Source organism: Paenibacillus sp. Root52, from assembly GCF_001426865.1.
Taxonomy (GTDB): Bacteria; Bacillota; Bacilli; order Paenibacillales; family Paenibacillaceae; genus Paenibacillus.
The window spans coordinates 142,134-168,338 of record NZ_LMFO01000001.1 but is presented as its reverse complement, the minus strand read 5'-3'; the positions used below and the strand labels follow the sequence as shown (position 1 = coordinate 168,338).

The 26,205-nt window shown below is 43.2% G+C and carries 24 protein-coding genes; 1 reads left to right on the top strand and 23 read right to left on the bottom strand.

Features of this window, described 5'->3' with window-relative positions; translation table 11 throughout:
• Positions 1-14: 14 nt before the first annotated feature.
• The 16 genes from ASD24_RS00755 to metH form a co-directional block, all read right to left on the bottom strand.
• On the bottom strand, positions 15-500 hold the full coding sequence (locus ASD24_RS00755; protein ID WP_056690030.1) for a hypothetical protein: 486 nt from the start codon (positions 498-500) through the stop codon (positions 15-17).
• 87 nt (positions 501-587) lie between these two features.
• Complete coding sequence (locus tag ASD24_RS00750) at positions 588-2,654, bottom strand: hypothetical protein (protein WP_056690026.1); 2,067 nt, start codon at positions 2,652-2,654, stop codon at positions 588-590.
• On the bottom strand, positions 2,644-4,470 hold the full coding sequence (locus tag ASD24_RS00745) for an ATPase, T2SS/T4P/T4SS family (protein WP_056690023.1): 1,827 nt from the start codon (positions 4,468-4,470) through the stop codon (positions 2,644-2,646). The genes ASD24_RS00750 and ASD24_RS00745 overlap by 11 nt, the downstream gene beginning before the upstream one ends.
• Before the next feature lie 6 nt (positions 4,471-4,476).
• On the bottom strand, positions 4,477-5,307 hold the full coding sequence (locus ASD24_RS00740; protein WP_056690020.1) for a ParA family protein: 831 nt from the start codon (positions 5,305-5,307) through the stop codon (positions 4,477-4,479).
• Positions 5,304-6,017, bottom strand: coding sequence for a hypothetical protein (locus ASD24_RS00735; protein WP_056690017.1), 714 nt, complete (start codon positions 6,015-6,017; stop codon positions 5,304-5,306). Before ASD24_RS00735 ends, ASD24_RS00740 begins: the two co-directional genes overlap by 4 nt.
• A gap of 118 nt (positions 6,018-6,135) precedes the next feature.
• Positions 6,136-7,164, bottom strand: coding sequence for an SAF domain-containing protein (locus tag ASD24_RS00730; protein WP_056690014.1), 1,029 nt, complete (start codon positions 7,162-7,164; stop codon positions 6,136-6,138).
• A gap of 66 nt (positions 7,165-7,230) precedes the next feature.
• Positions 7,231-8,709, bottom strand: a complete 1,479-nt coding sequence (locus tag ASD24_RS00725) for a serine/threonine protein kinase (protein WP_056690011.1) — start codon at positions 8,707-8,709, stop codon at positions 7,231-7,233.
• A 186-nt stretch (positions 8,710-8,895) separates the two neighbouring features.
• Positions 8,896-9,945: an SAM-dependent methyltransferase gene (locus ASD24_RS00720; RefSeq protein WP_056690008.1), complete on the bottom strand. Its 1,050-nt coding sequence runs from the start codon at positions 9,943-9,945 to the stop codon at positions 8,896-8,898.
• A 6-nt stretch (positions 9,946-9,951) separates the two neighbouring features.
• Positions 9,952-10,731, bottom strand: coding sequence for an ABC transporter ATP-binding protein (locus ASD24_RS00715; RefSeq protein ID WP_442952572.1), 780 nt, complete (start codon positions 10,729-10,731; stop codon positions 9,952-9,954).
• Positions 10,728-11,045, bottom strand: a complete 318-nt coding sequence (locus tag ASD24_RS00710) for a thioredoxin family protein (RefSeq protein WP_056690005.1) — start codon at positions 11,043-11,045, stop codon at positions 10,728-10,730. Before ASD24_RS00710 ends, ASD24_RS00715 begins: the two co-directional genes overlap by 4 nt.
• Positions 11,042-11,383: a cyclic-phosphate processing receiver domain-containing protein gene (locus ASD24_RS00705; protein WP_056690001.1), complete on the bottom strand. Its 342-nt coding sequence runs from the start codon at positions 11,381-11,383 to the stop codon at positions 11,042-11,044. Before ASD24_RS00705 ends, ASD24_RS00710 begins: the two co-directional genes overlap by 4 nt.
• 20 nt (positions 11,384-11,403) lie before the next feature.
• The gene (locus ASD24_RS00700) at positions 11,404-12,252 is read right to left on the bottom strand and encodes a deoxyribonuclease IV (protein ID WP_056689997.1); all 849 of its coding nucleotides are present in this window, start codon (positions 12,250-12,252) and stop codon (positions 11,404-11,406) included.
• On the bottom strand, positions 12,242-13,063 hold the full coding sequence (locus ASD24_RS00695) for an Fpg/Nei family DNA glycosylase (RefSeq protein WP_056689994.1): 822 nt from the start codon (positions 13,061-13,063) through the stop codon (positions 12,242-12,244). Before ASD24_RS00695 ends, ASD24_RS00700 begins: the two co-directional genes overlap by 11 nt.
• 8 nt (positions 13,064-13,071) lie before the next feature.
• The gene (locus ASD24_RS00690; RefSeq protein ID WP_056689991.1) at positions 13,072-13,881 is read right to left on the bottom strand and encodes a TIGR01457 family HAD-type hydrolase; all 810 of its coding nucleotides are present in this window, start codon (positions 13,879-13,881) and stop codon (positions 13,072-13,074) included.
• Between the two features lie 336 nt (positions 13,882-14,217).
• Positions 14,218-15,168, bottom strand: a complete 951-nt coding sequence (gene rnz, locus ASD24_RS00685) for a ribonuclease Z (protein WP_056689987.1) — start codon at positions 15,166-15,168, stop codon at positions 14,218-14,220.
• 77 nt (positions 15,169-15,245) lie between these two features.
• Positions 15,246-18,626 (bottom strand): methionine synthase, encoded by a 3,381-nt coding sequence (metH, locus tag ASD24_RS00680; protein WP_397338351.1) that lies wholly within the window; start codon positions 18,624-18,626, stop codon positions 15,246-15,248.
• A 237-nt stretch (positions 18,627-18,863) separates the two neighbouring features.
• On the opposite strand from metH, the gene ASD24_RS00675 reads away from it, so the two are divergent.
• Entirely contained in the window at positions 18,864-19,415 is a 552-nt protein-coding gene (locus ASD24_RS00675; RefSeq protein ID WP_056689982.1) for an acireductone dioxygenase, read from the top strand.
• 89 nt (positions 19,416-19,504) lie between these two features.
• Here ASD24_RS00675 and ASD24_RS00670 read toward each other — a convergent pair whose 3' ends face one another.
• From ASD24_RS00670 to ASD24_RS00640, 7 genes are all read right to left on the bottom strand, one after another.
• A complete protein-coding gene (locus ASD24_RS00670) occupies positions 19,505-20,179 on the bottom strand; it encodes a GntR family transcriptional regulator (protein WP_056689979.1) in 675 nt (224 codons plus the stop codon).
• 115 nt (positions 20,180-20,294) lie between these two features.
• Entirely contained in the window at positions 20,295-21,926 is a 1,632-nt protein-coding gene (locus ASD24_RS00665) for an ABC transporter substrate-binding protein (RefSeq protein ID WP_056689977.1), read from the bottom strand.
• Positions 21,927-21,994: 68 nt separating this feature from the next.
• Positions 21,995-22,864: a carbohydrate ABC transporter permease gene (locus ASD24_RS00660; protein WP_056689974.1), complete on the bottom strand. Its 870-nt coding sequence runs from the start codon at positions 22,862-22,864 to the stop codon at positions 21,995-21,997.
• Positions 22,865-22,876: 12 nt separating this feature from the next.
• A complete protein-coding gene (locus ASD24_RS00655; RefSeq protein WP_056692423.1) occupies positions 22,877-23,806 on the bottom strand; it encodes an ABC transporter permease in 930 nt (309 codons plus the stop codon).
• Between the two features lie 578 nt (positions 23,807-24,384).
• Positions 24,385-25,176, bottom strand: coding sequence for an HAD family hydrolase (locus tag ASD24_RS00650; RefSeq protein ID WP_056689972.1), 792 nt, complete (start codon positions 25,174-25,176; stop codon positions 24,385-24,387).
• Between the two features lie 28 nt (positions 25,177-25,204).
• Complete coding sequence (locus tag ASD24_RS00645) at positions 25,205-25,717, bottom strand: hypothetical protein (protein WP_056689969.1); 513 nt, start codon at positions 25,715-25,717, stop codon at positions 25,205-25,207.
• A gap of 244 nt (positions 25,718-25,961) precedes the next feature.
• The gene (locus ASD24_RS00640; protein ID WP_056689967.1) at positions 25,962-26,171 is read right to left on the bottom strand and encodes a DUF896 domain-containing protein; all 210 of its coding nucleotides are present in this window, start codon (positions 26,169-26,171) and stop codon (positions 25,962-25,964) included.
• Positions 26,172-26,205: the final 34 nt, after the last annotated feature.

Sequence of the window (26,205 nt, the reverse complement as noted above, 5' to 3'; positions counted from 1 at the left end):
TAGTCAACCCCCTGTTAGGATTGCTGGAAAATGAGTCCTCTGACCACATTCGATTTATCCTTTACGATTAGTGCTTTGAATTTCCCGCTCGGATTCACGTACTGATTCTCTTTTTCACTCATCGTTTGATTAATATTCCCTACCTTTTCATTCGTCTTGATCACTGAACCATAGCTCTCATTATTGAGGTCTTGAGAAATATTCAACTCATTTCCATACCATTGTCCACCTTTGTTCTTACCCGTAATGACTTGAATACCGAATTGATCCTTGTCTGCGTATTTCCGCAATGCATTGGTAACTTGTGATCCACTAATTGTGGTGCCGTCATATACCGTAAAAGCCGCCTGAGACAACTCTGTCTGAATATCCGCAAAGTTGTTCTGTGCAGTCTTGGTAGCTTCCTGTGCAGAGATAAAAAGTAAAACCACGATAGTAATGAGCGCAATGGTCAAAAAGATCCCTGCCGCCACTTTTAAAGCGCTTGATGCATTATTCATGAAAAATCCTCCGATTAATTTAGAATTTGATTATAACGAGAGCCGTTTTACGGCTAGATCAGTTTTACTTTTTAAACACTTTATTGATCACAGCTTCTGAATCTGTTCATAATACATGTTCATTTGCAAGAAACTCATCCCTACAAGTGGAATTACAAGGTATAAAAAAATTAAAGCATACATCGGAGTAAATCCGATCATCCGTCCCCAAGCTGCTTTGGCATCAATCATTTTGGTATATTCCTGCTTACGCTGCTCAAAATAAAAGGCCATCATGCTATCCAGATCATCAAACGCTTCACGAATTGAAATTCTACCAAGGGCAAGTTGTAATTTATCTACCAGCCGCTGAAACTCAGGTAATCCGGCATCTGACTTTAATTGCTCCAGTGCATCCTCTGGTCCATGTTCAAAATGCAGTAGACACTTTTGGAGCGGACGCTTGAAAATGACAGAAAATCGATTTAACCATTCCAAAATCTCCTCCACAGACATTCGATCCATCTCGCGTAAGATTGATATGACCGTCTGGAATTGATAAATCTCATGTCTCATATCCATACTGCGCATTTTACGCTGAAACAGCATTAGCCAGATTGGCAGATAAAATCCCGCTATTCCGATGGCAACAGCAATAACCACTTCCCACCAGTGCAAAAACTGCTTGTTATACGAATCCATCTTTTGCATAATTCTCGCAACAACCTCGGTTTGTGTATCATGGTCTAGTTGAATAGGTGAGCTCTGTTGTAAAGCCAAAGCGATCTCATCATAACTAGCCCAACGTTTCATATTAATTTTTTGCATGACAGATCGATCCAAAGCTGCTTTTTCCTTGGCCTGCTCCAGCTCAGCTTCAGCCATTGCTCCGAACATCCGATCATCTCGCACCGGGTCGTACATAATGTGATTTCGCTCAACCTGATGTAGCAACAACACGCACGTTACACTCAGAATGAAGCAGGTTACAAACAACATTAACCTTCGAATCGCTAACCATTCATACTTCAATTCAGAGCTGCTCTCACGCATAAGTCTTACTGTCTGACTGTACTGTGTACTCCCTGGTTTGGGAACAAATAACATCGCCAATTTACGAATAAATATCTGGTTATACAACAAACGAGCCAACAAAGATTGCTTTCTCCCTGCACGAAATCGCGTTTCATCATACTGCTGTAACCGTTGTAATAACAAGTAAGCAAGGATGATGATGATGTATATTGATATTTTGGTAATGAACCCCAGCTTGCTGCGATAGAACTCATCCATCGTTGGAAAGCTGCCTCTAGCCCAACGTTCGATGGGAGCTGTGAACAACACGGGAGCAAGCGCGATGATATTTAGACCTTTTAACAGGTAATCTAACTTATCCCGGCGCAGTATTTCTAAATGAATTTCCTGCGTAAGATTGCTTAATCCCTTCAGGTAGATGGACCCCTGTGCTCGATCCTTATCTCCAAATTCCATTACCATGTAGGAAATTCCCGCAAAACCTTTAAGAAAACGATTCGGCGCAACTTCATAGTACCGTTCTAATGCTTCGCTCGGATCAGGTGAAGTCAGCGCTTCGTATATGAGCATCACTTGCTCTGCGGCTTCTCCCTGACCTACTTCGCCGGCTTCATAAAGTGCCTCCTCAATCATTCCATGCTGGTGATACCGATGACGAACATCTGCGAACAGTTCCAGCATCTGTACCAATAGTCGTTTTTCGAGTCGATTCAGATACATATCTAGGATTAGACTGTTTAATACAACACCGCAGAGCACAGACAAGATAATAAAAGCAACACCTGGCTGCATGAGGAACAAGATTAGACTGACACTTCCGTACCCTCCGGCAATAATCAGAACAACCGTCATCGTCCTTCTTCTGAGAGCAGGTTCATCACCAACGTGTCGGAATGAAATCCGCTTTTTTACTTGTACAATGTACGAGGATAGCAGTGGAACCTTCATCCCCCATCGATACAGTCGCAATAGGGATGACGTGAGCTTTAATGATCGATTACTAACAGGTGCCAACCCTGCGGCTACATTCTTATTAAATCCACCTCCTCTCTGTCGAAGTAAACTCAGGATAAGAAAAGTGACAATCATACCCGTGACACATATCCCCAATACGATAATTAGTATGGATTTAATGGTCATAGTGGTCACCCCAATACCGGGCGATGAATCGGTCGAATTCCGCAGCATCCTGCAACGTCATCTGATCTCGCATGTCTATAATACTTCCAGCCGAGATCGGAGCTGTTACGACATAGCCTCCATTTTGATACTCCACGACATTCCGGAATGTAAATCCATTACGTTCTTCAACGCTATCGCTCTGCTCTGCCCGAGGCAAACACTCTGTAATACGTTCAATATACCGTCGTCCCTCGGCGTCCTTTTTCATATGTACATCAAAATTAATGACACTTACTACCTGTTCCTCGGCAATATGCTCATGCTGAAACATTCCTGTTTTGAGCAGTGAATTTCGAAGTGAAAACACCAGATCGCGAAACGTCTTAGCGTGATGCGTAAACAACGTGAACAAACTGGCTACTTGCGACATCTGAATCATCCATGCAGCAACCTCATCACTCGCGACTTCTCCCAGAATATTGACTGTACCGTCTGTTTTTTTCTGTAGATCAAGTCCTTGTTGCCCTGAAATGTGCTCTGTTTCGCGAAAACTCAATATGTTACGTCGGCTATAGATTCGTCTAAGCTGCAATTCAAACGCCATCTCTTGTACCCGTAACGTATACGATGCATAAATATGCTTCACCATAGCCATTAACAAAGTTGTTTTACCAGAACCCTGTGCTCCAGTTACCGCAGTAATTCGGCTGCCTTTCATTAAATACTGCAGTATAGTTATTGGCAGCTCAGCATTCGTGCCTGTGATCAGTTGTTCCAGCGAGGCATTAGGGATATCAAATTTTCTTACAAAGAATGCCCATGACTCTGCAAATGGCGGACGTACCACGACGACACGAGAACCATCCTTCATTTCATTAACCTTGTAACCATTCGCTTCGGATAGCTGACCGGGATAGTTATATTTATAAATATTTTGACATACCCTTTTCAGTTCACGGATGCTGCCAAATGACAGAAATGCTAGATGAATCGACTTGCCTTTATAGAAAATCCATACACTCTGCATACCGTTCAATGGAGCCTGCGTCTGAGCATCTTCAAGCCCCGCTTCCAGTAAATCATTCCACGAACTAGGCTGCCGAAGTCGCACATCCTGCATCGCATCAAGCATGCCGCTAACACCACCACTCACGCCGTCAATGCGTTGATCTCGAATTTCATCTACAACTGAGAACCCTTTGTAGTGTTGATAGATGCGTTGCACAATGATATCCGTCTTTTCTCTGAATCCAAGCTCCCGATACTCACATTCGAACACATATTGAATATCTTCTTCAGAGATATAAAAGCCTCCCCCATCCTGGATACCTTCTTCCATTCGCAGTCTACCCAGATCATACGTATCAATTAGACGGGATAACGCATCCATACCGAATTGCTGCTGGTAGAGGTAAAAGACAATTTCAAATTGATCCTGACTTGTCAGCAGTTCCGGTTCTGCAAAAGGAATAACTTCATCCACATTCGATTTATTCAGTCCTATGCTGCGTGTTAGCAGATCACTTATTAGATTTTTGACATAAGTTTTGTCACTGATACTACCAGAGACACAACCTTTCAGTGCCTTTCGCATTTCAGCTCGCTGATTGATCCTTCTCCGATATTCCTCTTCATGCAATCCAGCATCCGCGAGCTGACCATGGCTTAGTTCATGAAGTGAATTTTTTACCTTCTCGGTTAAACTTTCAATCGTGAAGCCGCCCGGTTCAGTCACATCTGTACGTTGTTCTCGATGGTAAGCGCGGTATCTGAAACCTACATAACCAAGACCCGCAACGATAATTAACCCTATACCGATCATGTTCCATAACATTTAGGGTCAGGCACCCCTTTCCAGCCTCTTCAGAGCCGTGCGCATCCCTGCGCCGTCCATTATGAGGCGAGCAAGTTCAGCCATACTTGCTGTGAAGCTTCCTTTTCGAACATTCTTACTGTCACTTAGACCTTCCAAATGTAAATATGCTGCCGCATCACGCCGATTGACTGCATCTAGAAACCCGGTTGTATAAGGAAGAATAGAGATTGAGCCCTTGTATCGAAAACGTCTGCGGATGTTGCTTATTGATGCTTTAGCGTTTGGATCATATTTGTTCAACACCAGATGTATCTTCTGATCACTCAAGTGCTTCGGCAAAATATGTTCAAAAAACACTTCTAGCTCTCTCATATTCTGAGATAGGTTCACCACGATATAGTCGGATTGCTCCAGCAATAAGGATTCATTCACGGCTGAGCTACCCGCATCTAGGAGTACCAAATCATAATACTCGTTTGCAACCTGGAGTAAATTCTTTAACGTTTCCTTGTGTTCCTTAGGAGATCTTTCGATCTGATTAATTCTGCCAGTCAACAGATCCAAACGCTCTTTAAGCAAAGGTTTAGTATAATCACGCAGATTATGCTTATTCAGACTTCCGCTGATGAACAAACGTTCAATTGCATCCCATCCCCCTTCCTCAAACCTAAACAGTGAATCAGCATCCTCAATCTCAGTTGGTGGAAGTGCAGCTTCAATACTGCTACCGGTCGAACCAGTGTTAACTAGCAATATTCTTGTTCTATAGTGGAGCGCCATAGCATACGCACTTATTAATACATTTGAAGTCGTGCCAGTACCCGCAAAAGGGCTCCAAAACGAAATAATACTCATGCCCTCATCCTCTCCGCTTCCTTCATCGTCCGACGACTGTAGACACTTTCCCAACCTGTCAGCTGCTCTACCAGTCGGCATAATGATTTCTTATAATTTCTAGATAAGGGCGCAAGTAACACGCGGCGATGATGTTCGTTCTCCAATTTTACAGCTGCCGTCAATTCGTCCCATGGAAGAAGCAGCGCATCCCCTGTCCAGACAAATGGACTTCCGTCCAGATACGCCCATAAGTAACGTTCTTCAAGCTTACAGTCAACCGCATTGATTAAAATACGTTGGAATGAAAGCTCTACCGGCAAAGACTTCTCTTCGAGGAGCTGCTTCAACCACAACTTGCCCCGTTCCAGATTATATCGTTCGTAATTGCTTACCCAGACACGAATATCAGCAGCTAACCACAGGTCTCTAGATGCAAAATGAGAGGTTTCAATATCATAAATAGTATAATCATACGATTCGACCTTCTCTCCATTCGCTTCAAGATGAGTCTCCACCGCATTAGATGTCACAAAATGACTGGCGATATCGAACCCTTCGAACTCGGTAATTCGTAATGAATGCTGTACTTCCCCTGTCCAGTAGCCATACTTTTGCTGCAATGTTCCGTCTACAAGCAAGACACGCTTACCTGAAGCAGTCAAAATTTTAGATAAATATAATAACAAGTCGTTTTTCTCACATAATCCAGCAAAAATCCATGTTTGCAAATGAAGTCACGGCTCCTTTCATCACTCTATAATTCGTTGTTAGGAGAAATATGTTTCTGATATGTCTTTTGATTTCTACTATTCATTTCAGATTCCCTCTTATTTCAGATTCCCCTACTTATTCTCCACCTGTGAGGAGGGTCTTCTGCTCATCGTACTCTGTTACACCGGAAGTATAATTATTATTTGTGGCAGGATTCGACGATTTTTCATGCCCCACACTGCTTGACCCATCATTCCAGATCACATCATTGGCCGTGCTGTTGGTTCCCGGCCTACTGTTATAAGAGACTGAAGACTGAGCAACATCCTGCTCCACGCCTTGTGAAGGTGTTGTCATCGAAGCTGCTAGAGAGCTCTCTAGCGAGTTTCTAACCTGTCTTGATAACTCCTGTTCGGCTCGACGAACAATATTGGGATCACTTTCTAACAGCTTCAACACCTCACTGTTGGCGGGATATGTTGGGATCGCTGCTGTCTGGAATTGAGGTTCAACATACGTCAGAGCGTAAATTGAGGCTTTATGTAAATAGGCATCTACGATCGCACTGGACAAGGTCAATATCTCCTCTTCCGTCATCGTGATCCATAACGTTGCTGCATTTAGACGCTCTACTTTCTTCTTGGATAATAAGATATAGTCCTGACCTGTCGGAAACTGAATCCGAATATCAATATTATCTCCTTTAGTGAGTGATGAAGGTAACAGTACAACTTGCAGTTCACGGTTTCTTAGATCGGGCGGTGCGGGCGTATCTTCATACACCATTTCCGTCGTAATAGCTGTTCCTTTTTTAAGCTCTATTTTGGCAATCTGACCATTCATTTGCTTCGTGCTAGACCATAAATTACGTGGAGCCTGTGCATCGGGAACGGCAACGAGCTTAATATCCTCAGACATAATTTTCTCGCCTGCCTCCACATCACGGATCGTCACCCATCCCTGTGCCCCTGAATTCCATTGCTGCAATAATTCGGCTTCCTTTTGTTCATACGCGGATAAATAGTGGGACTCCATCTGAGTCTTCGTGTCACTCATCGTCTTCATGTTGTAGATCACGTATCCACCAAACAACAAACCTACCACACCGGCTCCAGTAAGACTGGCATAGATGAGTTGACGACTTTGCTTTCTTAATTTAGACAAAAAAGGGCTCTCCTCTCAAAATCTCCTCAAAATATCTAACTTCAAATATCCTTCAAATACCTATTCTCAGACCCCAGCTCTTCTTCGTGCAAAAAACGAACGCTTCTTCGGCAACTGCCCAATCATATGAGTGAAAATGTGAGCAAATATTTTATCCATATGTGGTTCTCGGTCAAATGGATCAATGTTCAACGGCAAACTATATACACTGGACGTATCCAATGATTTTCGAATACGCTGGACAGCATCCGAAGATGCTAGTGGCAGACAGTATATCCATTTGTCTCTTGGAAAACGATGATTCGAACGGACAAACGCATGAATCTCCGCTTGTCTCCACTCGGCACCAGAACCAATCACGATTGGTAGATCAGCTCTAAGAAATTCCTCAAGTCGATTCTGATCCTGTCCACTTCCGAGATCCATAATAATGAATTGATAACTTCCACCCAGTAAAGACAAAATATCAGCTCGTCCGGATTGTTTCCAATAGTGCACACCATCAACCTCAAATTGTCTTCCCGATGATAACGGCTTACCTGATTGTATAATCTGTTGAATTCGTGAAAATGATTGAGAGCGTGGAGACATCTCGATCACAGCAACTTTAAAATTTTGCCTTTCTAAGTAGTGACTAATTGCGATTGCTGTATGGGTAACGCCAACACCGGATGAAGCTCCGGTCAGAGCGATTACCCTTGTTCCTCCACTCATCGTCAGCGTTGTTTCTCCCCTCGAAGTTGCTATTCCGGGTCTACGAAGTAACTCTTTACGTACTTCCTCCGCAGATTGAAATCGCTCATCCGGACTCAGCCTAAGCAACCGCCTCACGACAGGGATATATGTACGAGGAACATCGCTACGAATTGCACCTTCAACGCCTTGAATCCACTCTGTATAAGCACCAGAAGTCATTAAATATAACATCAACGCTCCTAAGCTATACAAGTCTGAGCGCGCATCCGTCTGTCCAGAGCCATATTGTTCAGGGGCAGCAAAACCAGCCGTTCCCAGTTTGACAGTATCCTCTACGTGATTAGACTTATAGCTTCGCGCAATGCCAAAGTCAATCAGCTTCACTTCATTATCCGAGATGATCATAATGTTTGACGGCTTCAGATCCCGATAAATCACAGCCGGATTCAGCCCATGTAGATAACTCAACACATCCAGAAGCTGCAATATGAATTCAGTCAATTGTTCCATCGGGATCTTGCCTTTGCACTTCTTAAAGTACTCACTAAGTGTCTCGCCATCGATGTATTCCATTACCAGATAGGTATATCCCTCTTCATCCGGAACGAAAAAATCAACAATTTGTGGAAGCCGGGGATGTCTCAGTGACGTTAACAACGCCGCTTCGGCTTCCATACTTCCTTCATAAGACACGCTTGTTATGCTCTCTTTGATCGCCCAAAACTTACCGGGCAGCTTCAAGTCTTCAGCCTTATATACATGACTCATCCCGCCTATACCCAAAACAGATATGATTCTGTATCTTCCGCCCAGCAGGCTTCCATGCTCTAGTCTGGCCGGATGTCTCATATGCCACACTCCTCTCTGACACAACAAAAAAGGGAAAGCTTCACCGAAGCTACGAACCAAAATCATTGGTTCATTCACTCCGGGATGCTTTCCCTTTAATTCGTTATGGTTAATATTGGTATCATTATAGTACATGCAATAATGGATTGTAAAGCAATAAATTTCAATTAACTCTATACGTTTACGTTAGTACTTAATCATGTACAGTGTAATCTCTTCCCGATTGTGGAACAACTGTTTAGAGCGTTGAATCTGCATACGTGAGCGCTCAAATGTATCAATAACTTCCTTAATCAGAGCAAGTGGCTTCTTATGCAGCAGCTTGACAGTAACAACAGCGGTTCCGCCTGATTGTAGACTATATAGAAGGTCAGATACAAGGCGACTCATCAACTTAGGACTCCAACTCATATCACATACAAGCAGGTCAAATTCTCCATCATGAAAACGAACATCCCCTGCATTCTTCTTCAAAAATGTCAATCGAGGTGACTGCAGCAGGGTTGCATCCATTTTGGCAGGGTCAACAGCTGTTACTTCTAATCCACGTTCCAGCAAGAAAGACGTCCAACCACCGGGTGCAGCTCCAATATCTAAAGCTTTGTGGAACGATGTAAAATCGATTCCAAACGTCTGCTCTGCTTCAAGTAGCTTGAACTTCGCGCGAGAAATCTGTCCTTCTTCCTTCTGAAAGCGGATCGCTCCGCCACTCCAATCAGAGAGATTCTGTTCAGGCTTAGAAATCCCGGCATATAACGCATCATTTGAGACAAATACCGAAATAACAAAATCAGCGTCGCGGATAACCCATTCACAATTGAGTTCGTGCAACTTATCCGTTAACAATTGCTTCAACGAAGCAGCATTTTCCTCCCAGAAGGCTGACTCTGTTTTGCGAACCTGCAATACAACACGCTCACCCGTCAATTCAGATCGATTCAGAACAAACGCAACAAACTTATCCAACGCTTCCTCTGTTTTCTCTGTGCTTTCTTGAAATTGAACAGGTTGAATATGCCGCAAAAACGTAGGAGACTCCTCTAACAGTTTCTTCGATACTTCTTCTTCAGCGACAGGTAGACCCGCCAATAAAATCTCACCTGGTACGACAACTGTGCTCTTAACTGCACCAAAAGCACGGCGCAGCTCCTCCTGAGCATATGGAGCAAATCCATGATTGGCAGTGCATATAAAGCGGGAAAAATTTCCTTCTCCCCAAGACGACTGTGTACTCAAATTGTGTTACCCTCCAGAACGTACGCGTATCCAAGGACGTCCATCATCCCACTGGATCTCGACCGGAATATCGTACGTAAGCTTAATTGTTTCTTCTGTTAATACATCGTGTTTAGGTCCTGCCGCAGCAATACGACCATCACGAATCAACGCCACATGTGTAAACAAGGGTACGATTTCTTCAACATGATGGGTTACATACACGACCGTTATATTACGCTTGCGTAGACGATCAATCTCAGCCAGCATTTTTTCTCGTTCGTAAAGATCCAAGCCTGCACAAGGCTCGTCCATAATTAGTAATTTGGGATCTGCCATTAAGGATCGCGCTAACATGACTTTTTTACGTTCTCCCTGTGAGAGTGTTCCGAGTGCATGATTGGCTAGTTTGGCAAATCCCATCTCGTCAAGAAGTTTCAACGCCTTCTCTTTAACCTCATCTGGGATGGTCTGATAAAAGCGTAAAAATGCATACGCACCTGTAGCCACGACTTCCCATACTGGATCTCGCGGCGTGAGCTTTTCAATCAAGGTCTGACTGATATAACCTATTTCCTTACGCACTTCTCTAACATCACATTGTCCGTATAAATTACCAAGCACTTCTATTCGTCCATGGCTAGGGAACATATATCCATTCATCATTTCAAGTAGCGTTGTCTTACCAGAGCCGTTTCGACCTAGAATGACCCAATGCTCACCTTCATCGATGTCTAGATCTACGTTATCAAGAATCTGAAGATCTTCACGTTTAAGTGAGACCTGCTGCATCTTAATTATACTCATTTTAGCACCGCCTTCCGAATTTCATTCAGCAAATGCTCTACTGAACTCATTCGATAGACCATTTTGGGTACATCCTGCTCTCCATCGAATATCATCACCGCAGGTACACTCGAAATCTGAAATTGCTGTACAAGTTCGGGAATGTCATGAATGTTCATCTCAAATAGTATATCAGCCGGTAGCAGATGCTCGGCAATCTCCAGCATACGACGCGCAGCAGCGCATGTACCGCATAAAGGCGTATATATGAATACAGCCTGCGGCACACCTTCCCATACACTGCGCATTAACATTTTGGATGTAATTGGCTTCATACGACATTGTCCTCAGCAGCCACTCGAAGCATAACTTCTCCTGTCATTGGCCCATTATGAATGGTTACATCGTCCGGTTTGTTGCTATACAACATTTCATACATCTGCCGTTTGCCATACATGCTCGATGTATGCAAATAGATCTCACGTGGATACAGCCCTTCTCTCACAATAGTAGCCGCCACTTCGCCGCCGTTCGGCGAATCTGACCCCAACTCATAATCGAGAGATAGTATATCCACATCGCCCTCTCGAAGAAGCATCAGACACTCTTCAGCATTTATAGCTAATACAAACCCTTTCGGACAGGCTCTGTAATCATCCAAAAACACATGCATACAATCGCTCCTCTCCCTGATTATAACCAGGAACGCATGAGCGAAAGATCATCACGGTGCGTTCCATCTTCGCCTGATTCCGTCTCGAGCACGACAACGGCTTGTTGAAATTCAGACGAGCTGAGCAGCTCCTGCATCCCTTGTAGACCTATATGCCCTTGCCCTATTCTGGCATGTCTATCTTTACAAGATGCAGACGCATACTTCGAATCATTAAAATGTACTGCCGCAAGCCATTCCCAGTATCCGAGCTGTTTGCCTTTCTCCAGCATCGCACCTTCGTTTCCTCGATCCCACATGCCTGAAGCAAAAGCATGGCAGGTGTCAAAACAAAAAGCAATATGTTCAGGAAACTGGCTAAGCTTACGAATTTGCACTAGTTCCTCCATTGTGGTTCCCATGGAGCCATGATCGCCTGCTTGATTTTCAAGCAGTATTTTGGCCTGCCCGGTCCAGTTTTGCAGAACCGTATCCAGACATTGAATGAGATTTTGATAACCCTCAAGCGGGTTAATACTCTTCATGTGACCAAAATGAACGACCGTTCCAACCGATCCGCAAGCCTCGGCAATTTCCAAATCATTGCGGATCGATGAAACTATAGCATGAAACGCCGCCTCTCCACGGGTCATGCCTATTGCTGGATTCGTAGGATACGGTGAGTGCCCTATGGATGCTATCCCATGCTGCTCACACCATTCCCTGCACTGTTTCGCATCACTCTGGTCGAAATCCTTCAGTACAAGACTTCGAGGGTTTTTCGGAAAATACTGAAAAGCTGTCGCTCCAATTCCATGCGCCCTCTTGGCTGCTTGAAGAAAACCTCCCCGCGTGCTCACATGTGCACCGATTCCTAGTTTAGGCCTCATTCTGGCAATTCGGACAGAAAAATGCCTTCTTGCCCGTAATCTCTACTCGCTCAATTGTTCCCCCACAGCGCAGACAAGCTTCCCCTTCACGATCATATACTCGGCACTGTTCGTCATAACTACCCGTCTTCGTATCTCCGTTCATTAAGGGCATTTCCATATAACCACCCTCTGAAGCAGCTTCTCTTAACACGGATTGCATCGCGTGATATAACCGCTCCGTTAGTTCAGTCGAAGAAGCAATATTTTGCGTTTTGGAGCTTGGTCTCAATCCAGCTGCAAATGCAATTTCATCAGAGTAACAATTACCGATTCCTGCGATAATATGCTGATTAACTAGGGTTGTTTTGAGTGTACCCCTTCTTCCTTTCAGCAAATTCGCAAAACGCTCTGCATTCATACGACGATCCAGTGGCTCTGGGCCAAGATCCGACATCGCTTCTTCTGTTTCTTTCGAAGTAAGCAGGTGCAGATAACCCAAACGAAGGCCAATAAAGAACAACGTGTATTCTCCAAATTGAATTTCGACTTGTGTGGAGCGATCTGGACGCTCTTCTTCCGTACCCCAGTAAATCATTCCACCTAACATGAGATGAAGAACAAGCCGTTTCCCATTAGCTAAATGGAAAATAAGGTGCTTCGCTCTACGCTCGACAAAAATAACTCGATTTCCTACAAGCTCTTGTGAGAAAGCCTGAACTTCTTTATTAATGGATTTATCCCGATTAACAATCACACCTGTGATCGGTAAATCCAATATTTTTTCAGATAGTAATACTCTGTAATTTTCCATTTCCGGCAGTTCTGGCATGATAACATCTACCCCTTCTTGGATGCTTGGCCTGTCGTTTGCGACAGCCACTCAATCAGTTTATGCAAATCTTCAAACACATGATCAGGACGCGCCTTCGCCGCTTGAATATGTCCATCCATATTATCACGTGTCGTAACACCGGTGAGTACCAGCAACGTTTCACATCCCGCTGCCACGCCTGCTGCAATATCGGTTCGCATGTTGTCACCAATTACAGCAACATCTTCGGCTCTTAGATTCAGGCGGTGAATAGCAGATCTCATAATAATGCTGGATGGTTTTCCGATCACCGTTGGCTGAACTCCGGTTGCTGCTTCAATGGCAGCTCCAATCGTTCCCGCGCCTGGCGTTAATCCATCGTCAGAAGGGAGTTGCAGATCTGGGTTGGTCATGATAAATTGAGCCCCAGCGTTAATCCACCGTAAGGCTTTAGTTAATTTAGCATAGGTAAACTCACGATCAATCCCCTGAATGACGTATTGTGGATTAATTTCAGTAAGCTCAAGTCCTGCCCCATCAATAGCTTTCAACAATCCGTCTTCCCCAATACAGGCTACCTTAGCACCTGGAGATTCTTGAGCAACATACTCAGCTGCAGCTACTGCAGATGTACACACCTGAGAAGCTTTGGCAGGAATACCCATACCATTCAGATGCTCCGCTACTCCTTCGGGTGTTCGTGAAGAGTTATTCGTCACATATAAATAAGGAATCCCCTGCTCGTCTAATGTTCGAATGAGCTTGTCAGCTCCTTCGATACGGTGCTTACCATGATAGAGTGTGCCGTCTAGGTCAATTAAATAGGCCTTAACCACACATAACACGCCCTTTCTTTAATTCCATTAACATTTCATGTCCTTAACTATAGAACCTAAAATCCAACGTGAAGCTATGTATGAAGTCTTAAACAGAGTGTTTTCCCACTGAGTCACAACACGTCGAACTGAATCGAACACGGACATATGACATTGCGCGCCTTCTGTACAAGCTTGTCAATTCCTGCGCTTTCCCGGAAAATAATTTGATTTATTTCCCTGCTTATACTGCACATCCTACACGCTTTCTCGCCAGATTGCAAAAGGGACCTTGGGAGTAACTTTCCCGCAGTCCCGGTTCTTCATGAATTCTTCATTCACGCTTGATCAGATGGATCAATCTGCTACAGGATTATATTCCTTCCAAGATGCCAGGGGAATCAATTGATGCTCAATGGCAAGTAACGTATTCGGAAATAATTCCTGTGCCTCTTCCAAAAGTGGCCGTAGTTGCTCTTCATCTTTATAGCGAGAGCTAAAATGAGTCAAAATCAACTGCCCTACGTTCGATGCTCTTGCCGCTTCAGCTGCTTCTTGAGCTGTGCTGTGATAGTACTCGTGTGCAGTATCGGCCAAATCATGCATAAATGTAGCTTCATGAACAAGCACATCCGCATCTTGGGCAAGTGTTCGCACATGATCACACGGACGTGTATCTCCTAGAATCGTAATGATTTTCCCACGTTTAGGTGTTCCCAGAACATCCTCCGGACGCACTAAGGTACCGTCTTCCAACGTAATCGTTTCACCACGTTTAAGCCGTCCAAACAGCGGACCTGGTTTCAATCCGTATTCCGCAAGCCTCGCAGAATCCAAGCTGCCAGGACGGTCTTTTTCTGTAATGCGGTACCCGTAGCTATCAATTCGGTGCTCTAATAACTCAGATTCAACAATGAAGCTGTCATCTTCAAAAATTTTACCACCCGTATGCTCCACAATCGTAAGCTCATAGTTGATACGAGATTGGCTTAATTCCATAGCGGTTGATACCATACGCTCTGTTCCTGGTGGTCCGTACAACGTCAAAGGTGTTGTCCCACCCTGATATGCTCTGCTTGACAGTAAACCCGGAAGACCAAATACATGATCTCCATGCAGATGGGTAATAAAAATTTTCTCCAATTTGCTCAGTTTAAGCGGAGAGCTTAAGATCTGGTGTTGTGTTCCTTCCCCGCAGTCAAACAACCATAACGCTCTTCGTTCGTCTAACATTCGAAGTCCTATGGAAGTTACATTCCGCTGCAGCGTAGGTACACCAGCGTTAGTTCCCAGGAAATATAGTTCCACTCTGGATCGCACCTCTTTCTGCTGCCAGCAAAAAGCCTCCGACAATGCGGAGGGCTTTGCCTGACCATTTTATTATACTATGCCTTTTCTACATTAAAATACTTCGCTTGTGGATGACTGAAAACCATGGCTGATACGGATGCTTCTGGTTCCATCATGAATCCTTCTGTCAGCTCCACACCAATATCCTCAGGCTGCATTAGTTTAAACAGTGGCCCTTGATCTTCCAAGTCTGGGCATGCCGGATATCCGAATGAAACCCGAATGCCTTGATAGCGTGCACCGTGACGTTGTTTCATGGTCATTGTTGCCGGATCTGGAAAGCCCCAAATATCCCGCATCATATGGTGAACCCGCTCAGCTAAACCTTCAGCGACTTCAAGCGCTACAGATTGCAGAGCATGTGAGCGGAGATATTCTCCTTCTTCCTTCCACTTCGTTGACAATTCACGCACGCCATGTCCAGCAGTCACTACCAAGAAACCTACGTAATCCATTTGACCAGATTCAACGGGCTTCAGGAAATCTGCGAGACATAAGTAAGGTTCTACTTTTTGACGCGGGAACGTAAATGTATGCAAGATGTTACTTGTATCCTCAGGATCATAGATGATGACGCTGTTTCCACTGGATTGAGCAGGGAAGAATCGATACATCGCATGCGCCTGAATAATGCCGTCACGAACAGCTTCTTGCATAATTTCATCGACGACAGATTTCAGATCTGTTGCTTTCTGGTCGCCTGACGCAAGTAGTTGCTCTACCGAACCACGAAGGCCAAGATGGTGACCTAACAGCATCTGCATATTCACATAAGGCAGAATATGAGATAGCGGATAGTTACGAAGAGTATGTCTTTCCAGATCTGGAGGTACTAACACTGGATGATCAATTGAGATATCAGAACGCTCTACCCGGGTAAGCTCTGGCAGTTGCTGAGTATTCTCTGAATTCGCAGCATCAGCTTCTTTTTCAGCATCCATCTCCACCTGCATCACTTCACGCGTTACAGGATTCATCAGCTTGTTCGCCAAATCAAGACCATCCATCGCATCCTTCGCATATACAACCATTCCATTATATTCTGGACGGATTCGGTTCTTCGTGAATTTACGAGTTAATGCAGCTCCACCTACCATGATAGGTACATCAATGCCTGCTGTACGTAAATCCTGAGCCGTGACAATCATCTGTTGTGCTGATTTTACCAGTAGCCCTGACAATCCGATTGCATCAACCTTTTCCTCACGATACGCCTCAATGATACGTTCAGGTGGTACTTTTATACCCAAATTTATGATCCGGTAACCGTTATTGGATAGAATGATCTCCACCAGATTTTTACCGATATCGTGAACATCACCTTTAACGGTTGCCAAAATAATTTTGCCTTTGACTGATGTCTCATTTTTCTCCATGAACTGCTCTAGATAAGCTACGGAAGCTTTCATCACCTCGGCACTTTGGAGGACTTCAGCGACAATAAGTTCATTGTTGTTAAACAGTCGCCCTACTTCCTCCATACCACGCATAAGTGGACCATTGATAACTTCAAGTGCTGAGTATTTGCCTAGAGCCTGTTCCAAGTCAGGAATCAGCCCTTCCTTACTTCCTTCAACAACGTAAGAGCCTAATCGTTCCTCAAGGGAGAGATTAGATATTTTCTCTTTTTTCTCTACCTTTTTATTACGGAACGCTGCTACAAAAGCTGCCAACGTATCATCATTCGTATTATATAGAAGCTCTTCGGAAAGTTTACGCTCATGCTCTGGGATTGACGCATACCGTTCGAGCTTTTCTGTATTTACAATCGCATAATCAAGACCCGCCTTCGTACATTCATACAGGAATACGGAGTTCAATACTTCACGACCAGCCTCCGGAAGTCCAAAGGAAATGTTACTAATCCCCAGAATCGTGTGAACCTCAGGCATTGCTTCCTTAATTACGCGAATCCCTTCAATTGTTTCCTTAGCTGACCCGATGTATTGCTCGTCCCCCGTACCAACAGGGAACACCAGTGTATCAAAAATCAAGTCTTCTGGATTAAGACCATATTTGTTCACCAAAAGATCGTAGGAACGCTTGGCTACGTCAAGTTTATCTTCTCTGCTAATCGCTTGACCACGCTCATCAATGGTGCCGACAACAACTGCTCCACCATACTTGTGAATGAGTGGTGTAACCAGTTCGAATTTTTCTTCGCCATCCTCAAGGTTAATGGAGTTAATTATCGCTTTACCCTGAGAGTACTGAAGCGCAAGATCAATGACTTGAGCATCCGTTGTATCAATCATCAAAGGAACTTTAACCTTCTTCACGACTAGTTCAAGGAACTTCTCCATATCTTCTGCTTCTTCGCGATCCGGATCTTGAACACAGACATCGACGATATGAGCGCCACTTTTCACCTGAGCCCGGGCAATCTCGGAAGCTTCTTCGTATTTCCCTTCAACGATCAGCCGCTTGAATTTCCGTGATCCAAGCACGTTTGTTCGTTCACCCACCATGTAAGGCCGATTGTCTTGTTCAACATAGACAGGATCAATGCCTGACAGTGCAGGCGGATGAGTTCCGTTCATTTGTCTTGGAGGATATTGGTCAAGCGTGTCTCGCATTGCTCGTATGTGAGCAGGGGTTGTCCCGCAACACCCACCAGCAATGTTCAACCAACCTTGTTCGGCAAAAGCACCTATTTTTTGCGCAAGCGATTCAGGCGATTCATGATAGTTACCATTCTCATCTGGAAGGCCAGCGTTAGGATAACAACTCACGGCCACAGAAGCCATAGCGGATAGTGAGCGAATGTGGTCACGCATGAATTCCGGCCCTGTTGCACAGTTTAGTCCAACCGAAATTGGGTTAAGGTGTTCTAAGGATATATAAAAGGCTTCAATGTTCTGACCAGCTAGAGTGGTACCCATAGGCTCAATCGTTCCCGAGATCATAAGAGGCAGTTTCACACCGCTCTGGTCAAAAGCCATTTGAATTCCAATGCTGCCTGCTTTTACATTTAAGGTATCCTGGGAAGTTTCAAGCAGTAGCGCATCAACGCCTCCCTCAATTAAAGCGAGAGCTTGCTCGAAATAGCTATCGATAAGTTCCTGGAACGTAGTGCCACCAGTAACGGATAGCGTTTTGGTAGTTGGTCCCATTGCGCCCACAACATACCGCGGAGACTCAGGCGTTGAAAATTTGTCCACCGCAGCTTTAGCAATTCTTGCGGCTTCCAAGTTAATCTCGCGGGCACGATCCTGAATATCGTATTCAGCCAGTACGACAGAGGTAGCTCCAAACGTATTGGTCTCGATCAAATCGGCTCCCGCCTCCAGATATTCTTCATGAATACGCTGGATAATGTCAGGTCTTGTAAGTACGAGCATCTCGTTACACCCGTCTAGATCTTCACCGCCAAAATCTGCGCCGGTAAGATCAACCTGTTGAATCATGGTCCCCATTGCACCGTCGAGGATTAATATTCGTTGTTTTATTGCATCGTGTAGACTAAGCTTATCCAATATCTTCACCCCCGCAAAACGTTAAATCTTAGTTTAACAGAAACTAACTTATTGTGAAAGATCGGTTTTAACCGTACTCAAGCGGTTTTTAGGCACACTGTGACAAAATGTGAATCGACAAAATTCGTTGCAGCCGATATAATATCAATTAAACCAAGTGGAAAAGAGGGAAAGAACATGGCTGAAATTGTAATCCGAAATACGAACGAACGTATCACTGGAGACGAGAATGTTCGAAATTTCTTAGACAAATATGAAGTATTATACGAAAAATGGGATGCGTCTAAATTGGACTCCGAGCTGCAAAACAACTTTGCACTTACGGATGATCAAAAAAGCGCAGTTCTCGAAACTTTTGACCATGAGATCAAAGACTTAGCTGCACGTCGCGGGTATCAGATTTGGGATGTAATCACGTTATCTGAACAAACCCCTGATATTGAGGAGAAACTCGCTAAGTTTGAAGAAATTCATACCCATGCGGAAGATGAAATCCGTGCAATCGTAGCGGGTAAAGGTATCTTTGTTATTAAAGCCACTGATGATGTAGGTTATTTTAATGTTGAGTTGTCTCCTGGAGACGTTATTTCTGTACCAGAAAGCACACCGCATTTCTTCACATTAATGGAGAATAAACAAATTATCGCTGTTCGACTCTTTATCGAGAAAAATGGCTGGATTGCTGATCCATATCCAGATCCTACATTCATTAAACAAGCTCAAAATTAATCACATACAAGATTGTGTGTGCTCAACAAACCCCCTGTTCCGCGGAACAGGGGGTTTTGTGTATGAAGTCATTATACACCAGTTGTATTTTATATGAAATAATGTGGATATTTACTCTTAATCGTTTCCTGCTCCACCACAACGAGACGAAGATGCTGCTCCATTACTTCAACTGCTTGGTCTGTCTTGTGTTCTGTAATAAGTTGATAAATTTCCTTATGCTGAGAAATGATATTGCTGGCGTTGGAAACCTCAGAGAGCCGCAATATCCGTAATCGATTAAAGGGAATGTTAAGCTGCTGAAGCATTTTCCAAGTTCTCATTTTCCCTGTAGCTAGAAATAGAATCTGATGAAATTCCTCGTCCAATTCAAACAATCTGTAAAAATTGTTTTTATCCGCGCTCACTTCTTGCATCGCAATATTGGTTTCCATTTTGAATTTGTATTCATCATCAAAGGAGGAGCAAGCGAGCGTAACGATTTCTTTCTCAATCTTCTCTCTCATGAAGCGACCTTCTTCAACATGCTCCAGATTAATCTTGGAAACAATCGTTCCGCTCTGAGGAATGATATCCAGCAACTCCTCTTCGGCAAGCTTCATAAACGCCTCTCGAACTGGGGTTCTACTAACCTGCAATTCATCAGCAATTTCTTTCTCCGAAATCTTGGTTCCAGGTTCAAGCTCTAGATGAAATATTCGTTCCTTGATGAGGTTGTATGAATAAGCTCGGGTTGAGCCTCTAATCTTCTGGTGAAGTGACATCGTTTAACCTCTTTCTATCAGCCGTATCCACCCATACTACCACAAATTGCCGTCCCACTAAAACTAGGTCAGTGAAACGGCAATAGGTAATTGGTACATTCTAGATTAGATACTATTACTGATTATTTTCTTTGTACTTCTTGTACGTATCATTTGAGATTTCAATATATTGTGACAGGCCTTGTTTTTCTAACTCTTCTACAAATGTATCAAATTCTGAAATATCACGATCTCCTAAGATGAATTTTAGCGTATTCTGATCTGAGTAGTCCTTCAAGGGAGTGCTTAACAATGTTACCTGTTCACGGTCAATGTCGGAGTATGGGATAGGCGGTTCAGCGGGAATGACTTCCTTGGTATCCTTCATAGCCTGTTGGAACTTTAACTCTTCCTCGCTAAACATGGAGTGAAGCAGATCTGTCGTTCCGCCATAGGCAAATACACCACCTGAAAAGCCATAATCAATACGTAAATCCTTCGTTCCTTTTGGATTCAATCCGTTGTAATTCACGTCATCCGCTAATTTGCGCACACCATCTTGTTTGGTATACGTCTCTCCTTCAACACCCCATTTGGCAAATTCCTGACCTTCGTCACTGTAATATAACCAGTCAATAAATTGCAACGTTGCTTGGAAGTAATCGTTATCTTTAATTTTGCCTGAAATCATGACCCCGTTCTCAAGTCTAGAGCCAGACATCAGTTGACCTTTCGGTCCACCAGGTACAGTAATTTTGGCAATGGAGAAGTTCCCTTCACCCAATGTTTTGTTCATATCATTGCGATGCAGTACAAGGGTTTGCGAGTTACCGTTAATCATAAAGGATTTACCAGAGACAAATTTTTGAGTAGCCTGATCATCATCTTGAGTAAAGCTTTCTTTGTCCAGAAGTCCCTCAGACACCAACTTGTTAAAGTACGTCAGCATCTCCTTGTACTCTGGTGTCGTTGCAGTATATACGAACTCATCCTGATCTTTCTTGTACGTCAAACCGTTACCAAATCCCCACCCACCTTTTGTTCCAAAACCAGTGGCAGCAATGTTCAATGTGCTGTTGAATTCAAAGCGATCGGAAAACGGAACGGAATCCGGATAAATTTCTTTAAGCTTTTTAGCTGCGTCATATAACTCTTCCCAGGTCGAAGGAATAGCAATATTATTTTTCTCAAATAGATCCGTTCTGACAATCAGTGTATAATCTGGCCAGACTTCTTCATGGAGACCTGGGAGCACATAATATTTTCCGTCCTCTTGCCGCAATCCTTCAAGCTCATCTTCCAGTCCCCACTTCTCTACCTTATCCTTGAAATTAGGCATCATATCAACATAATCACTCACTGGCAGAATCGCACCTGAGGATACAAAGGCTGACTCTTCACCAGGATACGTTTTGGGAATGACTAATGGCGCATCACCAGAACTGATCAGAAGGGATCTTTTCTGTGGATAATCACTCATGGGAACAATCGTTGGATCCAATGTTACGCCGGTTAGCTCCGTTATTTTCTGTATTAATAGCCAATCCTTATTGTATGGATACGATGGATGATCACTGTACAGGATTGGCAGTTTAAACGGTTCCGTTGCCTTAAACGTATCACCGACACTATACGATTCCATTGCCCCCAACGTCTCAGGTTCTACTTTTCCTTCACTACCACCCCCGCTGCTACATGCTGCCAAAACAACACTCATCATTGTTGCCAAAACCATCTTGCCTACAAGCTTACGTGGTCTGTGTTTCATTTCGTTACCCCCTGCATGTGGTTTAAGTTTGGCCTTAAAATTCAAATGTGAACTATATCGAATTGGGACTATTGTTTCACTGACCCCAACATGATACCGGTTACAAAGTATCTCTGAACAAATGGATAAATCGTGAGAATAGGTAAAATGGTAAGTACCATCGTAACGGATTTAATATTTGCGGCAATTTGAGTTAAGTTATCGGCCGAAGCACCTGCTGAAGCTCCACCGGTCGCGCCAGCGATCATATTACGCAAGTAAATCGTAACGGGAAACAGTTCCTTTTTGTCGAGGTACAGGAATGCTGGAAACCAGGAATTCCAATGACCTACTGCATAAAATAGAACCATTGTTGCCATGACGGCTTTACTCAGCGGCAGTATAATTCTTAGCAAGATTCCATACGTATTCAGTCCATCAATAGCTGCGGCTTCCTCTAACTCCTCAGGCATATTTTCAAAGAATGATTTCATAATTAACATGTTATAGATACTAATTGCACCAGGGACTACAATTGCCCACATCGTATTGTTGAAACCAAGATAATTAATCAACACATAGTTTGGAATCAAACCTCCACTAAAGAACATCGTAAACACCGCAAACATCGTTAGAAACTTTCGTCCCATGAGTCTTTTCTTGGAGAGAGCATACGCAAAGATCGTTGTCATGAACATCGAAATCAACGTACCAACAACAGTGTAGATAATTGTATTCTTATAATTGGTCCAGAACATGCTATCCGCGGAAATGGTTTTGTACGTTTCTACATTAAAACCTCTCGGGAACAAGCTTACTTTACCTGAGTTAATGTAGGACTCGCTGCTGAATGATTGGGCTACAACATTAAGGAACGGATAAAGCGTGATGAATACAACAAGGATCAGAAAGATGGCGTTAAATACTTTGAACACTTTATAGGATCTAGATTCAATCATGCTGCCCCTCCTCTACCACAAGCTTCGCTGTGTCAGTCTGCGTGAGATTGCGTTAACCGAGAATACCAGAATCAATCCAATCACAGATTCAAATAATCCAATCGCGGTTGCATAGCTAAAGTTACCTGTTCCCATACCGACACGGTATAGATAGGTTGAAATCACGTCAGAAGTTTCATATATAAGCGGGTTGTATAAGAGCAAAATTTTCTCAAAACCAACAGCTAAGAAATTACCCATGTTTAATATAAGCAAGGTGACTATCGTTGGTAAAATACCTGGGATCGTAACATGAATCGTTTGTTTCCATCGGTTTGCTCCGTCGATACGTGCTGCTTCATATAAAGAGTCATCGATCGTTGTCAGTGCCGCAAGATACAAAATTGCTCCCCAGCCCATTCCCTGCCAGATTTCAGAAGTAATATAGATGGTTCTAAACCACTCTGCTTTCTGCATGAACGGAATGCTCTCACCCGTAAAAAATGAGACTAGACTATTAATAGAACCATTTACTGAGGTCAATTGTAGAATCATACCTGCTACGATTACGATGGACAGAAAATGTGGAAGGTACGAAGCAGTTTGCACGAATTTTTTGAAACGTTTACTTTTCACTTCATTCAGTAAAAGGGCAAAAATGATTGGAACTGGAAAAGTAAATAGCAATGCGAGTCCACCTAACATTAACGTATTGCTAAACACTTTCCAGAAAGTTGGATCTTGGATGAACATTTGAAAGTATCTTAGTCCGACCCAAGTTTCCCCAAAGATGCTTCCCCCTGGTACAAAACGTCTAAATGCAATAATATTGCCGATCATTGGTCCATATTTGAAAATGATAAGGTAAATAATGGGTAGAATTAACAATGAGTACAACTGCCAATCCTTGCGGAACATTGCTCCCATTGTTCTAAGCTTGCTCTCTTTACGTAAAGATGTCATCGTTAGTGTGGCTTTAGCTGTTTCAGACTCCATGTGTCACTCACTCCGATCCCTATCTTGATAATGTAACTGAGAACCAAAACTTCGATTACAACTCCCACCTCTTCTTTGTGTTGAAGACTATACCAACAGACCAATCTCACCCCCACTACGGAATAAACAAGCTGTAAATGTAAGCGATATCATTTTATTGGGTGATGTTGCATTCTCTAAGCGTTTTCCTCAGAGCAGCGTTGAATCTTTCTCTTCTGTATTCCATTTAACTGAATCAAAGTTATGTAAAGCGCTTACAAAATAATTGAAAATAAATATGGTACACTCAAACTTCTCATTAAAACCAAAATTTGAATTAACCACTCACTTATTTTCCATATACTAGTCATACTAGTATGTTAGTTATATTCTAATCCAGGTAATATATTATTTCAATAACTTTTACAAAAAAATAATCGTTGGCTATGCTCTCAACAGTTGCTGATTTCTTTTAAAACAAAAAAACATCAATGACCGCGCTGGATGAACTTCCATCTCAACACAAGTCATTGATGTTTGGTAATTAAACAACATCGTAAATCTCTTTAGAATGTAGCAATAATATGTTCCAATTCCGAAAGATGCTTAATTTCATGATCAGGTGTATACGTTTCGGCGTTCTCTTTGTTCTCACGATTAATCCATACTGACTTAATCCCAGTGGATAAAGCACCGCGAATATCCGTCGTGAGCTTGTCTCCAACCATCATACTCTCTTCAGGTTGAACACCTAATCGGTCCAAAGCATACTGGAAGATAGAAGGATCAGGTTTACCTTTACCAAAAGAACCAGAGATAATGATTTCATCAAAGAAAGGTACGATCTCAGGAACACCATCTAACTTCTCTTGTTGAAGAGCTGGACAACCATTCGTTAAAAGCAAAAGTTTGAACTTTCCTTGAAGATGACGCAACGTATCCATCGTTTCCTCATAGATATGGGGTCTAGATCTACGTTCTGCCCCAAACTGGGATGCCAATCTATCCGCGAGATCTTTACGATCCACACCCAACTTCAAGAGACCACGATACCATGAATCCCTACGATACACTGGAGCAAGCTGCTCTAACTGGCGAAACTCCGGTTGATCGCCTCCTGTGAAGTTAGCCCACAGACCTTCAAATGGGTTGATTCCAATCATCTTGGTGAACGCAAATGTCTCGTAGGATTCATACAGATTCCGTGCTTCATTACGAACAGCTTCTTCAAGTTCAGCCGGATCAACGCCTGTCTCTTGTGCAGCTATAAGGCAAGTTTCATGGAAAGCTTCTCTAACACTGCGCTCATCCCATAACAATGTATCATCTAGATCGAACAAAATCGCTTTTAACGTCATTACGGTCATCTTCCCCTTTATGCAGTAATTACTTTTGCTCGTAAGTTTCCACAGTAATCTGATGCGACTTGGCAAATCTTAAAAGACGTTCAGTAATCGCATCTGTATCGTAACGATTCAACAATTTAGTGAATACCCATCTCTTACCGCGACCGTTGTGCTCAATGACAACTGAGCCAGGCTCAATTCGGAACTTCACGATATCGTCAACGCCGATCGACCGTTCACGGTTACCCTTAATTGTAGCAATCGTACTGTTTCCAATTTTAAGGTAAGGACGACGAAGGAGAAAGATCACAGCCAAAAATACGTACAGCAGCATAGTAACCCAATCCCAGGTTGTCATTGGAGCTTTCACAAGAAATGTACTCATAAACAGATACAGAAACGCAAGTCCTATCAAGAATATAGGGAACAACAGGCTGCGACCTTTGAAAATATCGACTCCTGGTGTACCTGAAACTTGCTGACCACTCTTTTTGCGTTGTTGATTCAACTGCTTAGAATTTTTCCGAACCGTCCTCTCGAACGAACGAGCCATGAGAATCCCCCTTATTGTCTTTGTATCGGCTTACATGACTGTAAACCAAAAGTTCCCCCTTATAAGAAAAACGTCTATCGACGTACTTTCAAAGAAGACAGACCGCGCTTAGCTGAAGTTTTTCTTGCGATAATCGAATTGTTCAGCTTCGCCTGAAAACTTATAAATTCAATTATCTAAAAAAAACAGCAATCTCAAATAACAGTAAGAAACCTAAATATCATAATGATATCATTAGGTTTCTCTAGTGTTTGAGTTTGCCTTGGCGGCCTTGATCCTTCTCATCATCCACAATTTCAATAGAATCTAACTGTTGTCTGAAATTGCTACGGATGTTGTTCAAATAAATCTCTCTAAGTTTTGCACGCTCAGCAAGCTCTTCCTCTGATAAACCAGTAGATTTTTGTTTGCGAGCCAATTCGTTAATACGTGCTACTAGGCTATCTATATCCAATCTTGTCCCCTCCAAAATTACAAAGTCATATTAA

Coding starts and splice junctions, on each gene's coding strand:
- ASD24_RS00755 (WP_056690030.1), bottom strand. CDS start 500: ATGAATAATGCATCAAGCGCTTTAAAAGTGGCGGCAGGGATCTTTTTG.
- ASD24_RS00750 (WP_056690026.1), bottom strand. CDS start 2,654: ATGACCATTAAATCCATACTAATTATCGTATTGGGGATATGTGTCACG.
- ASD24_RS00745 (WP_056690023.1), bottom strand. CDS start 4,470: ATGTTATGGAACATGATCGGTATAGGGTTAATTATCGTTGCGGGTCTT.
- ASD24_RS00740 (WP_056690020.1), bottom strand. CDS start 5,307: ATGAGTATTATTTCGTTTTGGAGCCCTTTTGCGGGTACTGGCACGACT.
- ASD24_RS00725 (WP_056690011.1), bottom strand. CDS start 8,709: ATGAGACATCCGGCCAGACTAGAGCATGGAAGCCTGCTGGGCGGAAGA.
- ASD24_RS00715 (WP_442952572.1), bottom strand. CDS start 10,731: ATGAGTATAATTAAGATGCAGCAGGTCTCACTTAAACGTGAAGATCTT.
- ASD24_RS00710 (WP_056690005.1), bottom strand. CDS start 11,045: ATGAAGCCAATTACATCCAAAATGTTAATGCGCAGTGTATGGGAAGGT.
- ASD24_RS00705 (WP_056690001.1), bottom strand. CDS start 11,383: ATGCATGTGTTTTTGGATGATTACAGAGCCTGTCCGAAAGGGTTTGTA.
- ASD24_RS00700 (WP_056689997.1), bottom strand. CDS start 12,252: ATGAGGCCTAAACTAGGAATCGGTGCACATGTGAGCACGCGGGGAGGT.
- ASD24_RS00695 (WP_056689994.1), bottom strand. CDS start 13,063: ATGCCAGAACTGCCGGAAATGGAAAATTACAGAGTATTACTATCTGAA.
- metH (WP_397338351.1), bottom strand. CDS start 18,626: ATGGGGACCATGATTCAACAGGTTGATCTTACCGGCGCAGATTTTGGC.
- ASD24_RS00675 (WP_056689982.1), top strand. CDS start 18,864: ATGGCTGAAATTGTAATCCGAAATACGAACGAACGTATCACTGGAGAC.
- ASD24_RS00670 (WP_056689979.1), bottom strand. CDS start 20,179: ATGTCACTTCACCAGAAGATTAGAGGCTCAACCCGAGCTTATTCATAC.
- ASD24_RS00665 (WP_056689977.1), bottom strand. CDS start 21,926: ATGAAACACAGACCACGTAAGCTTGTAGGCAAGATGGTTTTGGCAACA.
- ASD24_RS00660 (WP_056689974.1), bottom strand. CDS start 22,864: ATGATTGAATCTAGATCCTATAAAGTGTTCAAAGTATTTAACGCCATC.
- ASD24_RS00655 (WP_056692423.1), bottom strand. CDS start 23,806: ATGACATCTTTACGTAAAGAGAGCAAGCTTAGAACAATGGGAGCAATG.
- ASD24_RS00650 (WP_056689972.1), bottom strand. CDS start 25,176: ATGACGTTAAAAGCGATTTTGTTCGATCTAGATGATACATTGTTATGG.
- ASD24_RS00645 (WP_056689969.1), bottom strand. CDS start 25,717: ATGGCTCGTTCGTTCGAGAGGACGGTTCGGAAAAATTCTAAGCAGTTG.